Genomic DNA, 18820 nt, shown 5'->3' with positions numbered 1-18820 from the left:
TTAAAGTTAATCCTTTAAACCCCAATTCAGCTAGATTTAGTTCCTCAATGAAAACATCAATCACTCTGACCGTATTATCTTCACTGACGTAATCTTCCAACGATTCTGGAAATAACGTTGATTGGTCACGACTTTCACCGCTTATAAACTTTGACATACTGCCTCAACCCTCAACTGAATCAATAGTCTAATTATATAAATATCAGTATATTAAGTGAACTAAATGTATAGATTAATAGATCATAAGCAGAACATACTTAGACCAAAAGGTGATCAGAGTTTTCACACAGTCTGTGCCATAATCCGACCTTGAGACACATAGAGATTAAGACTGCAAAGATACGAAAGCGGAAGTTAGCTTTGGCCTGTTTAACGACAAATATTCCGACAAAGCAGTCATGACTATTAGTTTATTGTTAAATCTAATCTTTCTTTTCGTTCATCTACTCAATAACCCCACGCTAAACGTGACTTTAGCGTGGGGTTAGAGTTCACAGTAATTTTATCTGGATAGCTCTTTTATTTTTTTCTCTGAAAACCAGCGATATAAAACAGGTAAAACAAATAATGTTAACAGTGTTGCAGTTACCAAGCCGCCAACAATAACACTCGCTAATGGGCGCTGTATTTCTGCACCAACACCATTAGACATTAACATCGGTATCAAACCTAAAGCTGATGTTATAGCAGTCATAAGTACAGGTCTTAATCTTGAAGTAGCGCCTTCAAAAACGGCTTTAGATGCTTCTAGACCGTCTTTAATACGTTGGTTGATACTTTCTACCATAACGACCCCATTCAATACCGCTACACCAAATAAGGTAATAAAGCCAACGGAGCTTGGTACAGACAAGTATTGTCCAGATAAATATAAGGAGAAAACTCCGCCAATTACAGCAAGCGGCACGTTGACCAATATCAGCATAGCTTGACCAACAGAGCCAAAAGCAAAGTAAAGTAACAATGCAATTAGCGCTAAAGATAGAGGTACAACGATAGCTAGTCTGCTTTGAGCACGCTGCTGGCTTTCGAATTGGCCACCTATTGCTACCGAGTAACCTGAAGGTAGGTCAACTTTCTCAGCAATAACTTTTCTGATGTCGGCTACTACACTACCCATATCTCTATTCTGAACGTTTGCTTGAATAACGACACGCCTTTGAACATCATCGCGCCTTACTTGAGGAGGACCTGATTCAAATGAAACAGTTGCAACATCACCTAAGCGTACCCAGGCGCCTGTTGGTGACTGAATTCGAATATCTGAAATAGCTTCCTTATTTTGTCGGTACTCTTCTTCAATACGCACGTAAATATCATAACGTTCATTGCCTTTGATGATTTGTCCAGCTTCAACCCCTCCAATACCATCTCGCACAACTTCCATTATATCAACAACTGAAAGTCCAAAGCGCGATAGCTCTTGCCTATTAGGTTTTACGACAAGTTGCGCTTCACCTGCAATTTGCTCAAGAGCAACATCTCTTGCACCATCAACACTCTTTATAGCCGCTTCGATCTCTTGTCCTTTAGCTGCTAAAACGTCTAACTCAGGGCCAAATAACTTTATCGCCAACTGAGCTTTTACGCCAGATAGTAACTCATCAACACGAGTCGCAATAGGTTGAGAAAAGTTTAGTAGTAAGCCAGGAAACTCCTCTAAAGATCTCTCCATTTTCCCTTGAAGTTCATATCGATTAGATGCACTGGTCCACTCAGAAACAGGCTTCAACCCTATGTAAATTTCTATGTTATTCACAGGCTCTGGATCTCCACCTATTTCGGCTCGACCAATTCGGCTTAATGCATAGGTTACTTCAGGAAAAGCCATTAGTTTTTCTTCTAGAATTGGTGCCACAGTGAGCGCGGTATCTAAACTGGAAGAAGGTGCCAGCGTTGCTCTTAAGTTTATCGTCCCTTCTTCTAACTCAGGTACAAATTCAGTACCAATTAATGGAACTAATGCAAAGGCAGAGAAAACTAATATAAGTGCGGCTGAAATGACTAACTTGGTGCGTTTTAGTGCGAATGTAAGCCCTTTTCTGTAGAGTTTGTCTAATGGCCTAAGAACAAAGCTTTCCCTCTCTTTTACACCTGACTTAAATAAATAAGTTGCCAGTGCAGGTACGATAAACAACGCAACCACAATCGCAGATACAACGGCTAAGATGATGCTTATTGCCATAGGTTGGAATAACTTTGCTTCAACCCCTTCAAAGCTGAACAATGGCGCAAATACGACTAAAATAATCGAGGCAGCAAAAAAGACGGGACGAGCCACTTCTTTACCTGCATTTTGCAGACGTAATTTAATGCCGTGCTCATCGTGTTCTACATCGTGCGGATCTGCGTCAGAAGTTGGAACACGTTCCTTTACCGATTTCGAATGTGTCGCGTCAGGTCTATTTAAATGTTTAAACATATTTTCAACCATAACCACTGAGCCATCTACAAGCATACCAATAGCGACCGCTATGCCACCCAGTGACATAAGGTTTGCAGAAATGCCCCACCAAGCCATGATCATTAACGCGATACCAATTGAAATTGGAATAGATATTAATACCAAGAAGGTTGCACGTAAATTCATTAAAAATAGTGCTAATACAATACAGATGAAAATAAATGCTAGTAATAGTGCATCAACCACTGTATTTACCGCTTTTTCAATCAAATCAGCCTGATCATAAAAAGGCTCAAAGCGAACACCTTTTGGCAATGCTTGATTAATTAATGGAATTCTTGCATTGATACCATCAATGGTGGCTTTAGTATTTGAACCCATGCGTTTTAAGACAATGCCAGAGACAACTTCGCCTAAATTTTCGACTTTACCGTCTTCGGTTTTGCGCGTCATGGTGACAGCACCTTGACGAATTTCACTGCCCATTTCAACTTTAGCAATATCTGAAACCGTAACAACCGTACCATCTACTGTTTTAACGGGAACTTGTTTGATATTACTGATGCCAGCCTCACCACTCTCAAACCAGCCTGTGCCTCTAATCACAAGCTGCTCTTGCCCACGGTTCATGTACCATCCGCCAACATTCGCATTGTTGTTATCTAGGGCACCAACAACGTCTTCTTGCGTTAGTTCATATGCTAAGAGCTTAGATGGATCGACATTGACTTGGTATTGCCTAACATTACCACCAAAAGATAATACATCAGTGACTCCATCGACAGGCATAACGAGTAACTTAACAATCCAATCGTTAAGGCTTCGAAGCGCCATAGCATCATAACCTGCACCTTTATCTGAAATAAGAAGATACTGAAATACTTGGCCCAGCCCAGAGGTGTTTGGTCCCATTTCGGGTGTCCCAACACCTTCTGGTATCAGTTCTTTTGCGGCTTGAAGACGCTCAAATACGAGTTGTCTTGCAAAGTAAATGTCGGTGCCTTCTTTGAAAACAACCGTAACGCCAGACAAGCCTGTTTTAGAAATTGAGCGCACTTGTTCTACATCAGGTAGGGCATACATTACCGCTTCAATGGGGTACGTAATGAGTTGTTCAACTTCTTCAGCAGCCAGTCCTGGCGCTTCAGTATTTACAGCAACTTGAACATTAGTAACATCAGGAAAGGCATCCAAATTTAATTTTGGGATCACCATAACTGCACCAACCATAGTGGCAAACAGCGCAATCAAAATCAGGAGTCTATTATTAACAGACCAATCTATTATTTTATTAAACATAGTCTTGCTCCCTAGTGGTTGTGCGGATCAAATCCGCCTTTAGCGATTTCAGACGCAACAAAAAATGCGCCTTTAGTTACAATTCGCGTTCCACTATCAAGGCCAATGATTTCTCTAAAACCACCTAAGGCTCGGCCTAGTTCTATTTCTACAGCTTTAAATTCTCCAGGGTGGTCTTCGACAAATACTGTCCAATCACCATCTGCGCTGCGGATCAATGCTTCTTCTGGCACAGCCATCACTTTCTGCTTTGTGGCAAACTGAAAGTAAACTTTTACAAACATGCCTGAATGAAGATTATCATCCGAATTATCTACTCCTAACCTAATAATTCGAGTACGAGTAATAGGGTCAATTGTATGGGCTTCTTGGATAACTTTGGCATTGTAACTCTGGCCTTCTAATTTAAGTACCGCAGGAGAATCAATTGATAAATTTAGCTTTTTATTTGGAGAAACTTTTGCTTCAACCCATAGTTGTTTTTCATCTGCTAACAACATTACTGAATCACCAGCATCAACACGTTGCCCTTGGATAAAATCGTCTTGAAGTACAACCCCTTCACGCTGAGCAATTAATGTATATTGCCCAAACGCTTTTATGTCTTTGTTAGAAATGCCATCTATTGCTTTTTCAGTTAACCCTAAAGCAATAAGCTTCCCGTAACTCGCATTGTATGTAGTCTCTGCTTGTAATAATCTACTTTCACTCACCGTCTTGTTACCCAGCTTTTTCACACGTTGCCATTCGGTTGAAGCGATTAAATAGTCAGCCTGTGCTTGTGCCATTGCTTCACTAAATAATGTAACTAACTTCTGACCTATTTCTACATGCTCTCCAAGCGCTGCATGGCGACTAATAATGACTGACTCTGTACGTGGCGATACCACATAACTTTTATAGCCATTAGCTTTTATTTCGCCTGGTGCATATACGGTGCTAAATTGATATTCAGGCTTAACACTTTCCACTTTAATGTTAGCAAGCGACATCTTCTTTGGATCAATAGTGATACCTTCTTCATGTCCTTCTTCTCCCTCTTTATTACCACCTTCATGGCCGTGCTCGTCATGGTCACCTTTATCTTCTTCATGTCCCTTTTCGTGTTCATGCTCATCTTGATGTTCTTTTTCTTCTTGTTTCGAAACGTTTGTGACAGAACCAGTTCCATCTGACGACTGTGCAAAAGCATCATGATTTGTAGTAAACCCAACTAACAGGCAGCTAATTACTACGGCTAAAAATTTTTTACTAATTACTGTATTCATTTTTGTAACCTATATTTTTAATAAATTTAAGATTTCGTTTTTCGCTACTGAAAAAACAAAGCGCTCAAATCTCAAATTTGGATAACTGACCCATACTTAAAATGAAGGATATTTCTGCAAGCTTGAATTGATTTTCCAAACGTATTCCTGCATGAAGCCCTTCCGCACGTTGATTTAATGCAAGTAAGTAGTCAGAAGTATTAATGTCACCAGCTTCCCAGCGCTTATTTAATAAGTTTTCGCTGCTATCTAATCTGCCTTTTGTCAGTTTTTGCCATTGCTCATAATATTTTTTACTGACAATAAGCGATTCATAATTAGCTTTTGCTTCAAATGACTGCTTTCGATAAACCGACCGAAAGTTAGCCTCTGCTGCAATTGCTTCTGAATAAGCGGCTTTAACAGTATCTGAATAGTTATTTCTGATATTTAAAGGCATTGAGAAAGTCACGCCAATCAAGTCTTCATCTCCACTTTTCCCTGCGTTAACTCCAATGGTTGGATTGGCTTTAGATTCCATAGTGGTTAGTTGAGCTTTAGATTGTTTTATCTTCCATTGCGCTCTAGCGAGTTTAACTTTTGGATGTTCCTCAACCCACTGAGAGTTAAATGAATAGTTTGTTGCTCCAAAAGTAAATGAAAACAAATTGGTAGTATTAGGCGTCCAATCAGGCAATAACTCCTGAACATTTACCTCTGCATTTTTCAAAGCAATTTGCGACTCAGATATTTCACTGAAAACTTGGGACAAGTTTAAATAAACCAGTTCAGCGTCAAGTGGCTCTAAAAGTCCTGCTTTTCGCTTATCTTCAATAATTCCAACGAGCGTTTGTAATTGATTTTCTCTTACTGAAAGTAACTGAGCCACCTTTTTTGCTGCTTGCCAATTAACTATTGCAGTTAAAGCGTTAGCCTTTTTAGAATCGAGTAGAGATAACAATTGTTGCTGGTTTGCATAAACACCAATTTCACCAATGCTTTTATTTGCTGATTGCTTATCCCAAAAATCAATCGTTTGACTGATACCAATAGAATAATTATCAAAATCACCCTCTTTTTCATAGCTTGCTTCAAGCTCTGGGTTATATACGGCTTTAGTTAAGCTCTTGGCTCTATGATTACTTGCATTAAGTAACTCTTTAGCCGCAACAACTTCGGGATCTTTATTTATTTGACTATCTAGCCATGAAATACTTTTCTGTTTGGCATAAGTGGCAACTGAAAAACTCACAGCCATACATAAAGACAGGACTAAACCTGCATTTTTTAAATATATATACATAAAAATTCTTAATTTTAAAATTAATAAACACGAAACCTTTATCCATTATTAAAGGATAAATAGGTCATTAAAAATTAATCTAATTAAGAAATAGGCGGACGAAGTATCGCTTCATGAAAGGTACTTGTTTGATCAATTTGATAAGGCGTTTTATTGATAATGTTTAGTTTGCCCGTGGTATTTGAATTACTGACTAAAATCCAAGATAAGTGGCTGCCACTGCAATGTCCGCAGTGATGACAATCTTTTTCATTATGCTGCTCATCACCTACATTATCATTTGAGACATTTCGATCATCTGCATGATCATGTTGAATTTGAAGGTGCTCTATATCTATTTGGTGATTCTCAGGTGTTGCGGATACAACAGCAGTTAACGATTGCAAAACAATCGAAACGACTAATAGTATTTTTAACGCAACATTGAATTTCAAAATAAACACCTACTTAAATATGAAAAATTATAATATCAAAAAAAGGTTTTCTAAACTAGCCATGCGCATGTTTTTCATGCTCGTCACGGCAAGTTTCTTGAGGAAACTCAAACTCAATGGTTGTATGAGATAAATTATAAGAAGAAAGTTCCTTAGCCACTTGTTGTTTTAGCCTAATTAATTTATCAACCTCAAAGTTATGGGCTAACTCTAGGTGAGCAGTTAATACGTGACTTTCCCCGTCTAATGACCAAAAGTGCATATGATGAATCCCATTAATTTCAGGTATAGCCTTTATCGCTTTTTCAATATTATTCTGCACTTCTTCATCAGGTGTAGCTTGAAGAAATAGTGCCAATGTTGTTTTCAGGTTTTTCAAAACGTTAAACAATATAAACAGTGTAAAGCCTATAGAAAGCAAAGGATCTAATATTGGTAGATCTACAAAAAGCAGCACGATAGAAACAATTAGGACTGCAACCCAGCCAAGTACGTCTTCAAGCAAATGCCACGTAAGTACTTTTTCGTTCAGCGTTTTACCCGCTTTTAGTTTAAATACTGCATACCCATTAACAGCAACCCCAAGTAATGCAAGACCCAACATTCCTTCAGCCATTGGCATTTCAGGATTAGATAATCTTGGTATTGCTTCAAATAGCACCCAGACAGAACCAATAACTAATACAATACTGTTAATTAATGCGCCAAACAGGGTAAGACGACGATAGCCATAGCTAAATCTATCGGATGCTTCTTTATCCGAGAAACGACTCAGTATCCAAGCGAATCCTATAGATAAACTGTCACCCAGGTCATGTACAGCATCAGCCATAATAGCGGTACTGTTGGTTAGCCAACCACCAATAAATTCGATAATAGTAAATGAAACATTAAGGAAAAATGTCCAACCTATACGGTCGTCTTTTCCATGCGAATGGCTATGGCTATGATTGTGCATTTTCCACCTCAAGAACTTTTAAATTTCTTACATTGACTACGTTAAAATTGATAAAGTGACGGATCACTCGTTGATACATCCAACGTTTGATTCCTGATAAGTTAGTTCCTTTTTCGAGATAAAACTCATCAGGGGAATTATAAACACCAAAATCATCATGAATACCTTCTTTTTGTATATAGGTATCTTGACCACGCCAATCTGTATCTGGCGAAGAGAAACACTTTGTTGCAACACCATAACCACAAAATTCGTTTTTTATTTGACTAAATTTGTGCTGTAGTGAACTTAAATATTGTTCATCTAATATAAAGCCTTCTAAGTTTATCCAACGATCCTTGAAATAAACTTCAATCCAACTATGAATGATATATTTAGGTGCTAACCAAAATACATAAGTTGGAATAGCTCCTTTTTGTAATCGCTGCTCAATAGTAAAGCCGTGAAAACGACATTGAATACCTAATCCTCGTAACAAAGCCATCAGCAAGTTACCCTTGGTATTGCATTGTCCGTAACCATCGGCTAAAACACTGCTTGCTGAAATATCATCACTCTCATTGTAACCAAATAATATTTCATCTTTAACAAATTGGTAGGCTGCACCAATTTTGTTGAAGTCATCGAGTTCTTGCCAATTACGCTCAGAAATTAATGATTGAATTGTAGAGTGTTCAAAATTTACTATCTTGGTTTTTTCTAGATATTTGCTATTCATTGATGTTTCCTTACTTTGAACAACCAAAGGTTGATTGTTTATCTTCATTTGGTGTTTAACGTGTTTTCTCAGCAACAGCTAATTCTTGTTTAGCATCGCTTAGTATTCGGTAAGCGCCTCGAAGAATTAACATTGAAATGATGCTACCAATGACGATATCAGGCCAACGCTGTTTCAGCACCATAACGAGTATGCCTGCGATAACGACACCAAGATTTGCAATTACATCATTCGCTGAAAATATCCAGCTAGCTCTCATATGTACTTCATCGTTGTTGTGCTTTCGAATAAGGATGAGACAAATCACATTTGCAACTAAAGCAACCATGCCTACGCCAATCATAAACCAAGAGTGAGGCTCACTTTCACCATACAGCCTTCTAGCAATATCCATTAGAATTAGCACGCCTAACCCCAGTTGGAAATAGCCACTCACTAAAGCAGCATTAGCCTTATGTTGGATTGACTTTCCCACCGCGTATAGTGCAATTGCATAGACGATTGCATCCGCTAGCATGTCTAACGAATCTGCAATTAAAGCCGTTGATTCTGATAACCAACCAAAGCCAATTTCAAAAACAAACATCGAGGCATTGATAGCCAGAAGCCAATAAAGCACCGTTTTTTGCTGGTTATCTTTTAGCTCAACTTCACACCCACAATCGCTCATTTTCATCTCCGATTAACTTGTATGCTCTAACTATAAATCCTATAGTGACTATAGGGTCAAGTTTATTTGGAAATTTTATGAAAATTGGTGAGTTATCGAAAACATCGGGGTATTCAGTACAAACCATCCGATATTATGAAAAGGAGGGCTTGCTGTCAGATCCTGATCGCACTGAAGGGAATTTCAGGTTGTATTCTAATAAGGCATTTAAAGAGCTAGAGTTCGTAAAGCATTGTCGAAGTTTAGATATTCCGCTTAATGATATTAAGCGACTCATTGAATTAAAAAACAAGCCAGAGGAGAGTTGCTCTAGTGTAAATGCATTAATTGATCGGCAACTAACTTTAGTTAATCAACGAATGAAGGAATTGAATGCACTCAAAAAAGAGTTAAAACTAATGGCAAGCTCTTGCGGGTCTGACGGTACAATTGAAGTCTGTGGCATTATCAAGTCATTAGATAGTTGAACTAAATATAACTTTAGATTAGTAGTATTCACAAAGGCAATAATGAAAACCATTGGCAAATTAGCACAATCATTAAATTTAAATGTAGAAACCATTCGTTTTTATGAACGAGAAGGACTGATTACACAACCTGAAAAACCAATATCTGGTTATAGACAATATGACGAATCAATAGCAGGACAACTTAGGTTTATCACAAAAGCCAAAGCGCTCGGCTTTACGTTAAGAGAAATAAAATCGCTAATGTCTATGGACAGCAACTGCGCTCAAGTTGAGCTATTAAACCGACAAAAGTTAGCAATCATTCGAGACAAAATTAATGACCTTCAACGTTTAGAGAAAGTAATTGTGGGTATGACAAATACCTGTATGCAAAACGAAGATCCAACACATTGCCCCATAATTGACTCATTAAAATGATTGACTCCGTACTTGTATACGGAGTTTAGAATGATGGTAATATCAACCAATAGACTTTCAAATGATAAATAAAATATTAGACAGAGTAGGCTCTAGTGGCGTTTGGCTAGCGGCACGGCCTGCCTCCCTGCATTAAGGTCACTTGCATCGGCATTAGGACTAGGCTTCTTCTCTCACTTCGAAGGAATAGCTGTAAATACGCTTTTACCTATTTTTGCATCTTTGGAACTATTGGTAAACTTATACAACTGGCACAAAAATAAAAACCATACCAGAGCTGTCTTCAGCATTCTAGGGCCTGTAGCAGTGCTATTAACGCTTTATCCTCTTTGGCTATATGATTGGAGCACATACCTATTTTACTTTGGTATTTGCTTAATGGTCGTTATGTCGGTTTTGGATATCGTAAAACCAGTAAGGGAGCAAACATGCAACGTATGGCTAATTGCCGTCGTTGAAACGATTAACGGTCAATGTCTGCTTTTCGCTCAAAGCCACCCTTAGTGCATTTACGTTAACTCATTTTGGGGCAGAACCAATTTAGGTAGTCTGTCAGGTATAATCACATCAAGAAAACGAAACTGACAGATTACATTCAGACTAATTCAATTTAGATTGTTACAACTAAATTTTACTAGCATCAAGGCTTCATTCTGATCGCCGATATTAGAATTAAGCCTTCTTTATGATACAAGAAGACTTGCTTTCAGCAATCATAGAGTAAGTTAACGAAGAAATCATTTCAGTCAAATAGCTTAGTTGTAGTCATCAGGGTTTAGTGGCTCCACGCGAGCTAAATAGCCGTGTACTTTTATTTGTTCATCAGTTAAAGATTGATCTGAAAATTTTTCAAGTTCAATTGAGCGCTTATCTTCAGTAAGCTTACATAATAGAATATCACCGATATTTAAATTACATTCCTTATTGTCAGGTAGTGGAATAGCCCCATTTTTACCTACTTTCACAATCATATATCAACCTGCGTATGGTATTTAAATAGTCTTGACTCTGTTTAAGGATATTAGAAAAAGGCTTCATTCTGATCTCAATACTTAAATAAAGTCTTGATGATAAACTCGAATATTGAAATAAGCCTTCATTCTGATCTCAATACTAAAATGAAACCTTGCTGATAAACTCGAATATTGAAATAAGCCTTCATTCTGATCTCAATACTAAAATGAAGCCTTGATGATAAACTCGAATATTGAAATAAGCCTTCATTCTGATCTCAATACTAAAATGAAGTCTTGATGATAAACTCGAATATTGAAATAAGCCTTCATTCTGATCTCAATACTAAAATGAAGCCTTGATGATAAACTCTAATATTGAAATAAGCCTTGATTCTGATCCTGGTATTAAGATGAAGGCTTCATTCTGATCGTGGATATTTAAATCAAGCCTTGATACTGATCTCCAGCAATCTTATTTACGTGAATTATCAAATTTGCTCTGAGTGCGTAACCAGAACTCACTAGGCATTCCAGTGACCTCCTCAAGTCGTTTAGCGAACGTAATAGTTACCCCCTCATTCCCTTTAAGAAAATCACTGAATTGCTCGACAGACAGGCCTAACACTTTGCAGAGGTCACTATTGCTCAGTCCTTGGGCTCGGAATTTATGTAAGTACAGAGCCTCGAAATATCGAGCAGGATGCAGTAGCTCTTTGTCATCTGGAATATCGACAATATCACCGTCCTCAATTTCAGCAATGCTTCTAAGCTTTTGTTGGCTTCGAATTCTAGAAATCGAAACATCGACTCCGGGGTTAGCTAGGTCTTTGTTCTTGATAGGGTTTATAAGTTGCTTTTGGCTTGTTTGCCAACTGTCACTCGAAGCATGGATTACTTTTGCACTCGGGATAACGCTCATGACCGTGGCAACAACTGATTCGACCAACTTAGCATGGCTAATCGCATCTCTAGTTAATTCGATTGCAATTGTTCCACCTCCTGAGTGGCTTATAATTGCATCATCAAACCCCGCCTCGAAGAGACAATTGTCAATGTCATCTAACGTTAGAGAGTCATTATTAATTTCAAACCTTATGACAGCTTCAACCATAACGGGTATGCCTTTTTCTGGTCAACAGTCACTTAAGCCTACACCAACAACCCCAAAACAATCAAAATGATTACATCAATTTGATTGCTCCTTTTTGCCGTTTAAGCTAATGTACTTTGATTAAAACTTGGTTTTATTAAAGTATGCAGCTCGAAAATCTTAATCATGCACAGCGCGAACGCCTTGCTTTTATTGACTTTAGCCTTGAATTTTTTGGGCAAATAGCAAGGGCTGACTTGATACAAAAATTTGGAACTGGTTTGGCATCATGTACACGTGATCTTTCTCTGTATAGAGAATTAGCACCAGACAATGCTGTGCTTATGCATGAGAATAAGCGTTATGTGCGCTCAGACGCATTCAGAGCCATTTTCGAGCATGATCCTGAGGAAGCCCTAAGAACATTAGCAAAAGGCTTTGGAGATGGTTTCTCGTTGCCACAAGAGAAGTCATCGGCATGCTTTGATTCGATTCGGTTGCTTCACCCAAACGTTGAAATCATTTCAGCCATCATGCGAGCGATTTACTCAAATTCAGCGATTAAATGTGAATATGAGTCTCTTAGCAGCGGAGCAACCAAACGGGAGTTAATACCACATGCCATTGTTAATAACGGTCATCGTTGGCATGTGCGAGCATATGACCGCAAGAGCAACGAGTTTCGGGATTTTGTTTGCACACGGTTCAAGCGTATCGAACTACAAGAAACTGAGCCTAAAAGTAATGAATTAGCCGACATGGATAGCGCTTGGAATACGCTGTGTGAATTGCAGCTAGTACCACACCCAAGCCTTAGCCATAGCAAGGCGATTGAAATGGATTACGGCATGACAAAGGGCATACTTGAACTTGAGGTTCGAGCTGCTTTAGCAAATTACTTACTTCGTCAGTGGAATGTTGATTGTACAGACAATGCAACGTTAACTGGCGACGAGTACCAATTGTATTTGAAGAATAAAAATGGCCTGGTCGATTTAATCGACTTCTCAATAACACCAGGCCAACAACTTAATTAGGAACAGTAACCAAGATGGTTGAACAACACAAAAAAGCACTCGAAAAACAGTTATGGAATATTGCCAACGCCTTACGTGGCAACATGAGTGCTGATGAATTTCGTGATTATATTTTAGGGTTTATCTTCTACAAGTATTTGTCTGAGCGTATGGATATATATGCAGACGAGCTATTAAAAGAGGATGGTATTAAGTTTGATGCCATTGACGAAAACACCGATGAAGGCAAAGAATATCTAGAGGCTATTCAAGAAGAAGCCATTGATCTCTTAGGTTACTTTTTAAAGCCAAGCGAGCTATTCCATGTGCTTGCTCAAAAAGGTGAAAACGGTGAGTTTATCCTAGAAGCATTATCTGAAGTGCTTAACCATATTGAACAAAGCACCATGGGTACCGCATCAGAAGATGACTTCAATGGTCTGTTCGATGATTTAGATTTAACGTCAAACAAGCTGGGAAAAACTGAAAAAGCCAAGAACGAGCTGATTTCAAAAATCCTTGTTCATCTTGATGATATCGACTTCCTACACCACGAAACAGAAATCGATGTATTAGGTGATGCTTACGAATATCTAATAGGTCAGTTTGCTTCTGGTGCCGGTAAAAAAGCCGGTGAATTCTATACCCCTCCAATGGTTTCAAAATTGCTAGCAAAGCTCGTAACTATGGGCAAAGACAAATTGCGAAGCGTTTACGACCCAACCTGTGGTTCAGGGTCATTGTTGTTACGTGTAGCTAAAGAAGTCAAAGAAGTGGGCAACTATTACGGCCAAGAATCTAACCCTAGTACGTACAACCTTGCTCGCATGAATATGATCTTGCACGGGGTACATTATCGCCAGTTTGATATTCAACAAGACGATACGTTAGAACAGCCACACCATATTGAAAAGCGCTTTGAAGCGGTGGTAGCAAACCCTCCGTTTTCAGCCAGTTGGAGTGCTGCCACTGGCTTCTTAACTGACGAACGTTTTCAAGATTATGGCAAGTTAGCACCTTCCTCAAAGGCCGACTTTGCATTCGTACAACATATGGTTCATCAACTAGATGACGACGGCACTATGGCTGTTGTTTTACCGCATGGCGTGTTATTCCGTGGAGCTGCTGAAGGTCATATTCGTAAGCATTTGATTAAAGATAAGAACTACCTAGATGCTGTTATCGGTTTACCCGCCAACATATTCTACGGTACATCTATTCCAACTTGTATTCTGGTGCTTAAAAAGAATCGACAACATAGCGATAATGTTTTGTTTATTGATGCTAGTAAATATTATGGCAAAGCAGCCAATCAGAATTATCTTCGAGAAGAAGACCTAGAAAGAATTCTAGAATCTGTTGCACATAGAGAGAACATCGAGAAATTTTCCTATGTTGCTCCCATTCTGCCGGTTATGAATCGAGAATCTATACAGGAACATGACTTTAATTTAAATATTCCTAGATATGTAGATACCTTTGAAGAAGAAGAGGCTGTTGATATAGAAAATGTGGCTTCAGAACTTTCACAGTTTGATAATAAGTTACAGGATATTAATAAAGCTATTCATCAGTTTTGTTCTGAGCTTAATATCAAAGCGCCATTTTAAAGAGGGAAATTATGGAAAATCGAACTCTTCCTATGATTAGATTTACTGGTTTTAGCAACGAGAAAGGCTATCCAAGACATAAATTTGAAGACATTTTTACTTTTTCATCTGGCAAGAATATCAAACAAAATGAAGCTTCTCCCGAATATGAAGTTCCCTGTGTTAGATATGGTGAGCTATACCACATGTATGGAGAAGTTATTTCGAAAACCATTAATTGCACGAATTTACCGCGCTCTGAACTGACTTTTAGCTTTGGAAATGAGATTCTATTGCCATCGGCAGGAGAAGACCCATTAGACATTGGTTCTGCCTCAGCTTTGATGCTTAAAGATGTTGCTATCGGCAGAACTATTAATGTGTTAAGACCAAATGGCACTATTGATTACTCGCCAATTTATGTCTCTTATTACATAAATGAAAAGCTGAGAAAAAAAATTTCAACACTCGCCAGAGGTGCAAGTATCAGCAACGTTTATAACTCAGATTTGAAAGGCTTAAAAATCAACCTTCCATCTATTGATGAACAAAAAAAAGTAGCTGAATTTCTTTCTTCGGTGGATGAAAAAATCAGCCTAATTAAAGAAAAACATGCCTTACTGACTCAATACAAAAAAGGCGTGATGCAAAAGCTATTCAAGCAAGAAATCCGCTTTAAAGATGACAATGGCAATGCCTTTCCTGATTGGCAAGAGCAGAAGTTTGAGCAAGTTTTTGAGCGGGTAACACGCAAGAATAAAGAAGATAACCAAAATGTTTTAACAATTTCAGCTCAACAAGGACTGATTAACCAAGAAAAGTATTTTAATAAGTCTGTATCTGCTAAGGATGTTACTGGTTACTACTTGTTAGAAAAAGGTGATTTTGCTTACAACAAAAGCTATTCAAAAGGCTATCCAATGGGCGCAATTAAACGCCTAAATAATTATGATAAAGGTGTCGTCTCGACACTTTACATCTGCTTTAAGTCTCATGGTGAACAGCACGATGAGTTCTGGGAGCAATATTTTGAAGCTGGTAACTTAAATAGGGAAATAAACAAAATTGCTCAAGAAGGTGCTCGAAACCACGGTTTGTTGAACGTCAGTGTTAGTGAGTTTTTTCATGATGTAAAAATTTTAGCTCCATGCTATGAAGAACAGCAAAAAATAGCGGCTTTTCTGCGAGTTCTTGATAAAAAGCTCGATGCAGTAAATCAGCAAATTGAACTGACTCAAACGTTTAAAAAAGGCTTGTTGCAGCAGATGTTTGTTTAAGGATTAGAAGTACAAGGAGTTATTGTGGCCTATCAGTCAGAACAAGAATTAGAAAATAACTTAGTAGCACAGCTCGTTAAAGGTGGCTTTGAAAAAGCCGTCATTAATGATGTTAAGTCCCTTAGAGCTAACCTTAAAAAGCAGCTTTCAAAGCTGAATGGCTTTGATATTAGTGATAATGAGCTTAAGCAAATTCGTAATGCTTTATCAAAAGGCAACGTGTTTGATAAAGCGAAAACGCTACGTGATAGGCTACAAATCAACAAGGACGATGGCACCGTTGGTTATCTTCGATTTCTTGATGATGACTTTAGTAAGAATCACTTCCAAGTAACTCAGCAAGTAACGCTAGAAGGCCATTATAAAAACCGTTATGACGTTACCATACTGGTTAATGGCTTGCCGCTGGTTCAAATTGAACTTAAGCGCAGAGGACTAGAGCTTAAAGAGGCGTTTAACCAAATTAACCGTTACCAGCGCCACTCTTATTGGGCGGAAGATGGCTTATTTCAGTATGTTCAGGTATTTGTTATTTCAAATGGAGTCAATACTAAGTATTACGCCAATAATCGCAAACAAAGCTTTAAACAAACCTTCTATTGGGCCGATGTTAAAAATGAGCGTTTTACAGAATTAACTAAGTTTGCCGACGAGTTTTTAACGCCTCAACACCTGACAGATATGATCACTAAATATGTGGTATTGAACGAAACTGACCGCATTCTTATGGTCATGCGTCCGTATCAAATCTATGCCACAGAAGCCATTATTGAACGAGTTGCAGAACGTGAACAGTTAAAAGCTCAGAATCAACCAACTGATGAGCTCAACGGTTATATCTGGCATACCACAGGCTCTGGTAAGACACTAACCTCGTTTAAAACAGCACAACTTCTTACCGGCGATAGCAACATCCATAAAGTGGTATTTGTGGTTGATCGTAAAGACCTCGACTACCAAACCAGTAAAGAATTTAATGGCTTTGCCAAAGGTTGTGTAGATAGCACTGATAACACTAAGTTGTTAGTGGATCAGTTTACTGACGCGCCAATTCCTGAGGATAAAGTTAACGAGAAACGAAATACCAAACTGATTGTTACTACCATACAAAAGCTCAATAACGCCATTAGCCATAAACGCTACTCTAAACGAATGGAACCGGTGCAAGATAAAAATATGGTGTTTATATTTGATGAATGCCATCGCAGTCAATTTGGCGATACCCACAAGAAAATCACTCAGTTCTTCTCTAATCATCAAATGTTTGGTTTTACCGGTACACCTATTCTTGAAAAGAATGCGGTATCAAAATCATCTCGTAAATACACTACGACAGACTTATTCCACAAGCCACTTCATAAATACACCATTGTTGATGCGATTAAGGACGAGAACGTGCTCAAATTCAATATTGAGTACGTTGGCCGCTATAAGAAGAAAGACAGCGCTAATGAGGTGGATATTGAGGTTGAAGGCATTGATACCAAAGAGCTGATGGAATCTGATGTTAGGTTAGAAAAGATCGTTGATTACATTATCGCTCAGCATAAACGCAAAACGCACAGTAAAGAATTTACCGGCATGTTCTGTGTGTCGAGCGTACCTGCCTTAATTAAGTATTATGAGCTGTTTGCTAAGAAAAAGGCTGAAGGTAAACACAACCTCAGAATTGCGACGATATTCTCATATGCTGCCAATGAAGAAGACCCAGACGCTGATGGCTTAGATGAGGCCGTGTTGGATAAAGTTGCCGAACCTCAAGCCGCATATAGCCATAGCCGAGATAAGCTAGAACAGTTCATTGGCGATTACAACGAGATGTTCAGTTGTAGCTATACCACGAAAGACAGTGAATCGTTTTATAACTACTACAACGATATCTCAAAGAAGGTTCGGGAGCGCAAAATCGACATTTTGTTGGTTGTGAATATGTTCCTTACCGGCTTTGATAGCAAAACACTTAATACTTTGTACGTTGATAAAAACCTTAAATACCATGGATTAATTCAGGCGTATTCACGCACTAACCGTATTCTGAATGAGCAAAAATCACAGGGCAATATTGTTTGTTTCCGTAATCTTAAAAAGCGCACAGATGAAGCCTTAGCACTGTTCTCAAACAAAGACGCCAGAGACACGGTGATAATGCCGTCGTATGAAGAATTCCTTAAGCTGTTTAACCGGGCTTTAGAGCAGCTTAAAAAAATTGCGCCAGAGGTAGATAGTGTTGATTCATTGCAAGATGAACATATGGAGCTGGAATACGTTAAAGCCTTTAGGGAATTAATGCGCTTGCGTAACGTGCTTTCAACCTTTGCCGACTTTGAGTTTGATGACGTAGACATCAGTGAACAAGAGTTCGAAGACTATAAGAGCAAGTACCTTGATCTTTATGACAAAGTTAAGACAAACACAGTACCTGAAAAAGAATCTATTCTCGAAGAAGTCGACTTTGAACTAGAGCTACTGGCAATGGATGAAGTAAATGTTGCCTACATCTTAAAGCTGCTTAGCAAGCTCAAAGAGACAGATACTGAAGAAGAATATCAGTATCAATATAAAGCACTTATGCAGGTTATTGGTGGTGATCCTAACCTTCGCAGCAAACAAGAATTAATTGATAAATTCATCCAAGAAAACTTACCAGAAGTGAAGTCAGCGGAAGAAGTGGATGACGCGTTTGCAGTTTACTGGGAAGTAGAAAAAGAAAAAGCCACCCAACAAATGGCTGAGGAAGAAAATCTTATTCCAGAAAACGTAAAAGAGCTGGTCGAACGCATGATCTTCAACAACCAAGAACCACTGCGTGAAGACATCGTAGCAACGATGGAAAAGCCCCCAAGTGTATTACAACGCAAGAAGGTAATACCAAGGCTGGCTGAGAAGTTTAAGGGCTTTGTGAATACGTTTTATGGTGGGATGTAGCACTTCACTAAAGCCAAGAGGCTTTGACAAAATTATAAGAATGTAGG

The 18820-nt window shown here is 38.5% G+C and carries 16 protein-coding genes and 1 pseudogene; 7 read left to right on the top strand and 10 right to left on the bottom strand.

Going from position 1 to position 18820, the window contains the following annotated elements; genetic code table 11:
• The 8 genes and pseudogenes from LPA49_RS16070 to LPA49_RS16035 all read right to left on the bottom strand — a co-directional run.
• Window positions 1-157, bottom strand: a pseudogene (locus tag LPA49_RS16070) (IS5/IS1182 family transposase); the annotation flags it as partial.
• A 345-nt stretch (window positions 158-502) separates the two neighbouring features.
• The gene (locus tag LPA49_RS16065; RefSeq protein WP_055022222.1) at window positions 503-3703 is read right to left on the bottom strand and encodes an efflux RND transporter permease subunit; all 3201 of its coding nucleotides are present in this window, start codon (window positions 3701-3703) and stop codon (window positions 503-505) included.
• Between the two features lie 11 nt (window positions 3704-3714).
• Window positions 3715-4971 (bottom strand): efflux RND transporter periplasmic adaptor subunit, encoded by a 1257-nt coding sequence (locus LPA49_RS16060; protein ID WP_055022223.1) that lies wholly within the window; start codon window positions 4969-4971, stop codon window positions 3715-3717.
• A gap of 64 nt (window positions 4972-5035) precedes the next feature.
• On the bottom strand, window positions 5036-6253 hold the full coding sequence (locus LPA49_RS16055; protein ID WP_008468875.1) for a TolC family protein: 1218 nt from the start codon (window positions 6251-6253) through the stop codon (window positions 5036-5038).
• 83 nt (window positions 6254-6336) lie between these two features.
• On the bottom strand, window positions 6337-6696 hold the full coding sequence (locus tag LPA49_RS16050) for a hypothetical protein (protein ID WP_230237179.1): 360 nt from the start codon (window positions 6694-6696) through the stop codon (window positions 6337-6339).
• Window positions 6697-6742: 46 nt separating this feature from the next.
• Window positions 6743-7645 carry a cation diffusion facilitator family transporter gene (locus LPA49_RS16045; RefSeq protein WP_004588886.1) on the bottom strand — a complete coding sequence of 301 codons (903 nt, stop codon included), beginning with the start codon at window positions 7643-7645 and terminating at the stop codon, window positions 6743-6745.
• Window positions 7632-8363, bottom strand: a complete 732-nt coding sequence (locus tag LPA49_RS16040; protein WP_004588887.1) for a transglutaminase family protein — start codon at window positions 8361-8363, stop codon at window positions 7632-7634. The genes LPA49_RS16045 and LPA49_RS16040 overlap by 14 nt, the downstream gene beginning before the upstream one ends.
• A 55-nt stretch (window positions 8364-8418) precedes the next feature.
• Entirely contained in the window at window positions 8419-9033 is a 615-nt protein-coding gene (locus LPA49_RS16035) for a cation transporter (protein WP_004588888.1), read from the bottom strand.
• 77 nt (window positions 9034-9110) lie between these two features.
• Here LPA49_RS16035 and LPA49_RS16030 point away from each other — a divergent pair, with 77 nt between their 5' ends.
• The 3 genes from LPA49_RS16030 (at window position 9111) to LPA49_RS16020 (ending at window position 10424) form a co-directional block, all read left to right on the top strand.
• Window positions 9111-9500, top strand: coding sequence for a Cd(II)/Pb(II)-responsive transcriptional regulator (locus tag LPA49_RS16030; protein ID WP_004588889.1), 390 nt, complete (start codon window positions 9111-9113; stop codon window positions 9498-9500).
• A 42-nt stretch (window positions 9501-9542) separates the two neighbouring features.
• Window positions 9543-9920: a MerR family transcriptional regulator gene (locus LPA49_RS16025; RefSeq protein WP_004588890.1), complete on the top strand. Its 378-nt coding sequence runs from the start codon at window positions 9543-9545 to the stop codon at window positions 9918-9920.
• A gap of 102 nt (window positions 9921-10022) precedes the next feature.
• Window positions 10023-10424, top strand: coding sequence for a MerC family mercury resistance protein (locus LPA49_RS16020; RefSeq protein ID WP_230237177.1), 402 nt, complete (start codon window positions 10023-10025; stop codon window positions 10422-10424).
• Window positions 10425-10675: 251 nt separating this feature from the next.
• On the opposite strand, the gene LPA49_RS16015 is transcribed toward LPA49_RS16020, so the two are convergent.
• Window positions 10676-10891 (bottom strand): hypothetical protein, encoded by a 216-nt coding sequence (locus LPA49_RS16015; RefSeq protein ID WP_230237174.1) that lies wholly within the window; start codon window positions 10889-10891, stop codon window positions 10676-10678.
• A 457-nt stretch (window positions 10892-11348) separates the two neighbouring features.
• Complete coding sequence (locus LPA49_RS16010; protein ID WP_230237171.1) at window positions 11349-11987, bottom strand: hypothetical protein; 639 nt, start codon at window positions 11985-11987, stop codon at window positions 11349-11351.
• Window positions 11988-12130: 143 nt separating this feature from the next.
• Between LPA49_RS16010 and LPA49_RS16005 the strand changes: the two genes are divergently transcribed.
• Genes LPA49_RS16005 through LPA49_RS15990 form a run of 4 tightly spaced genes read left to right on the top strand, consistent with a single transcriptional unit; the run spans window position 12131 to window position 18773 of the window.
• Entirely contained in the window at window positions 12131-13003 is an 873-nt protein-coding gene (locus tag LPA49_RS16005) for a WYL domain-containing protein (RefSeq protein ID WP_230237168.1), read from the top strand.
• A gap of 14 nt (window positions 13004-13017) precedes the next feature.
• Window positions 13018-14592, top strand: a complete 1575-nt coding sequence (locus LPA49_RS16000) for a type I restriction-modification system subunit M (RefSeq protein WP_230237165.1) — start codon at window positions 13018-13020, stop codon at window positions 14590-14592.
• Between the two features lie 11 nt (window positions 14593-14603).
• Entirely contained in the window at window positions 14604-15848 is a 1245-nt protein-coding gene (locus LPA49_RS15995) for a restriction endonuclease subunit S (RefSeq protein ID WP_230237161.1), read from the top strand.
• A gap of 24 nt (window positions 15849-15872) precedes the next feature.
• Entirely contained in the window at window positions 15873-18773 is a 2901-nt protein-coding gene (locus LPA49_RS15990; protein WP_230237159.1) for a type I restriction endonuclease subunit R, read from the top strand.
• The last annotated feature ends 47 nt before the right edge of the window (window positions 18774-18820 follow it).

The sequence above is a fragment of the Pseudoalteromonas sp. MB41 genome (genome assembly GCF_020966275.1).
In the GTDB taxonomy this organism is placed as follows: domain Bacteria; phylum Pseudomonadota; class Gammaproteobacteria; order Enterobacterales; family Alteromonadaceae; genus Pseudoalteromonas; species Pseudoalteromonas lipolytica.
Note: the sequence above shows the minus strand (reverse complement) of the source record. Positions and strands in the feature narration are given on the sequence as shown.

Bases quoted from the DNA above. Each gene is read 5' to 3' on its own strand.
- LPA49_RS16000 (WP_230237165.1), top strand. From the start codon at position 13,018: ATGGTTGAACAACACAAAAAAGCACTCGAAAAACAGTTATGGAATATT.
- LPA49_RS16055 (WP_008468875.1), bottom strand. From the start codon at position 6,253: ATGTATATATATTTAAAAAATGCAGGTTTAGTCCTGTCTTTATGTATG.
- LPA49_RS16035 (WP_004588888.1), bottom strand. From the start codon at position 9,033: ATGAGCGATTGTGGGTGTGAAGTTGAGCTAAAAGATAACCAGCAAAAA.
- LPA49_RS15995 (WP_230237161.1), top strand. From the start codon at position 14,604: ATGGAAAATCGAACTCTTCCTATGATTAGATTTACTGGTTTTAGCAAC.
- LPA49_RS16005 (WP_230237168.1), top strand. From the start codon at position 12,131: ATGCAGCTCGAAAATCTTAATCATGCACAGCGCGAACGCCTTGCTTTT.
- LPA49_RS16025 (WP_004588890.1), top strand. From the start codon at position 9,543: ATGAAAACCATTGGCAAATTAGCACAATCATTAAATTTAAATGTAGAA.
- LPA49_RS16030 (WP_004588889.1), top strand. From the start codon at position 9,111: ATGAAAATTGGTGAGTTATCGAAAACATCGGGGTATTCAGTACAAACC.
- LPA49_RS16065 (WP_055022222.1), bottom strand. From the start codon at position 3,703: ATGTTTAATAAAATAATAGATTGGTCTGTTAATAATAGACTCCTGATT.
- LPA49_RS16040 (WP_004588887.1), bottom strand. From the start codon at position 8,363: ATGAATAGCAAATATCTAGAAAAAACCAAGATAGTAAATTTTGAACAC.
- LPA49_RS16015 (WP_230237174.1), bottom strand. From the start codon at position 10,891: ATGATTGTGAAAGTAGGTAAAAATGGGGCTATTCCACTACCTGACAAT.
- LPA49_RS16060 (WP_055022223.1), bottom strand. From the start codon at position 4,971: ATGAATACAGTAATTAGTAAAAAATTTTTAGCCGTAGTAATTAGCTGC.
- LPA49_RS16010 (WP_230237171.1), bottom strand. From the start codon at position 11,987: ATGGTTGAAGCTGTCATAAGGTTTGAAATTAATAATGACTCTCTAACG.
- LPA49_RS16045 (WP_004588886.1), bottom strand. From the start codon at position 7,645: ATGCACAATCATAGCCATAGCCATTCGCATGGAAAAGACGACCGTATA.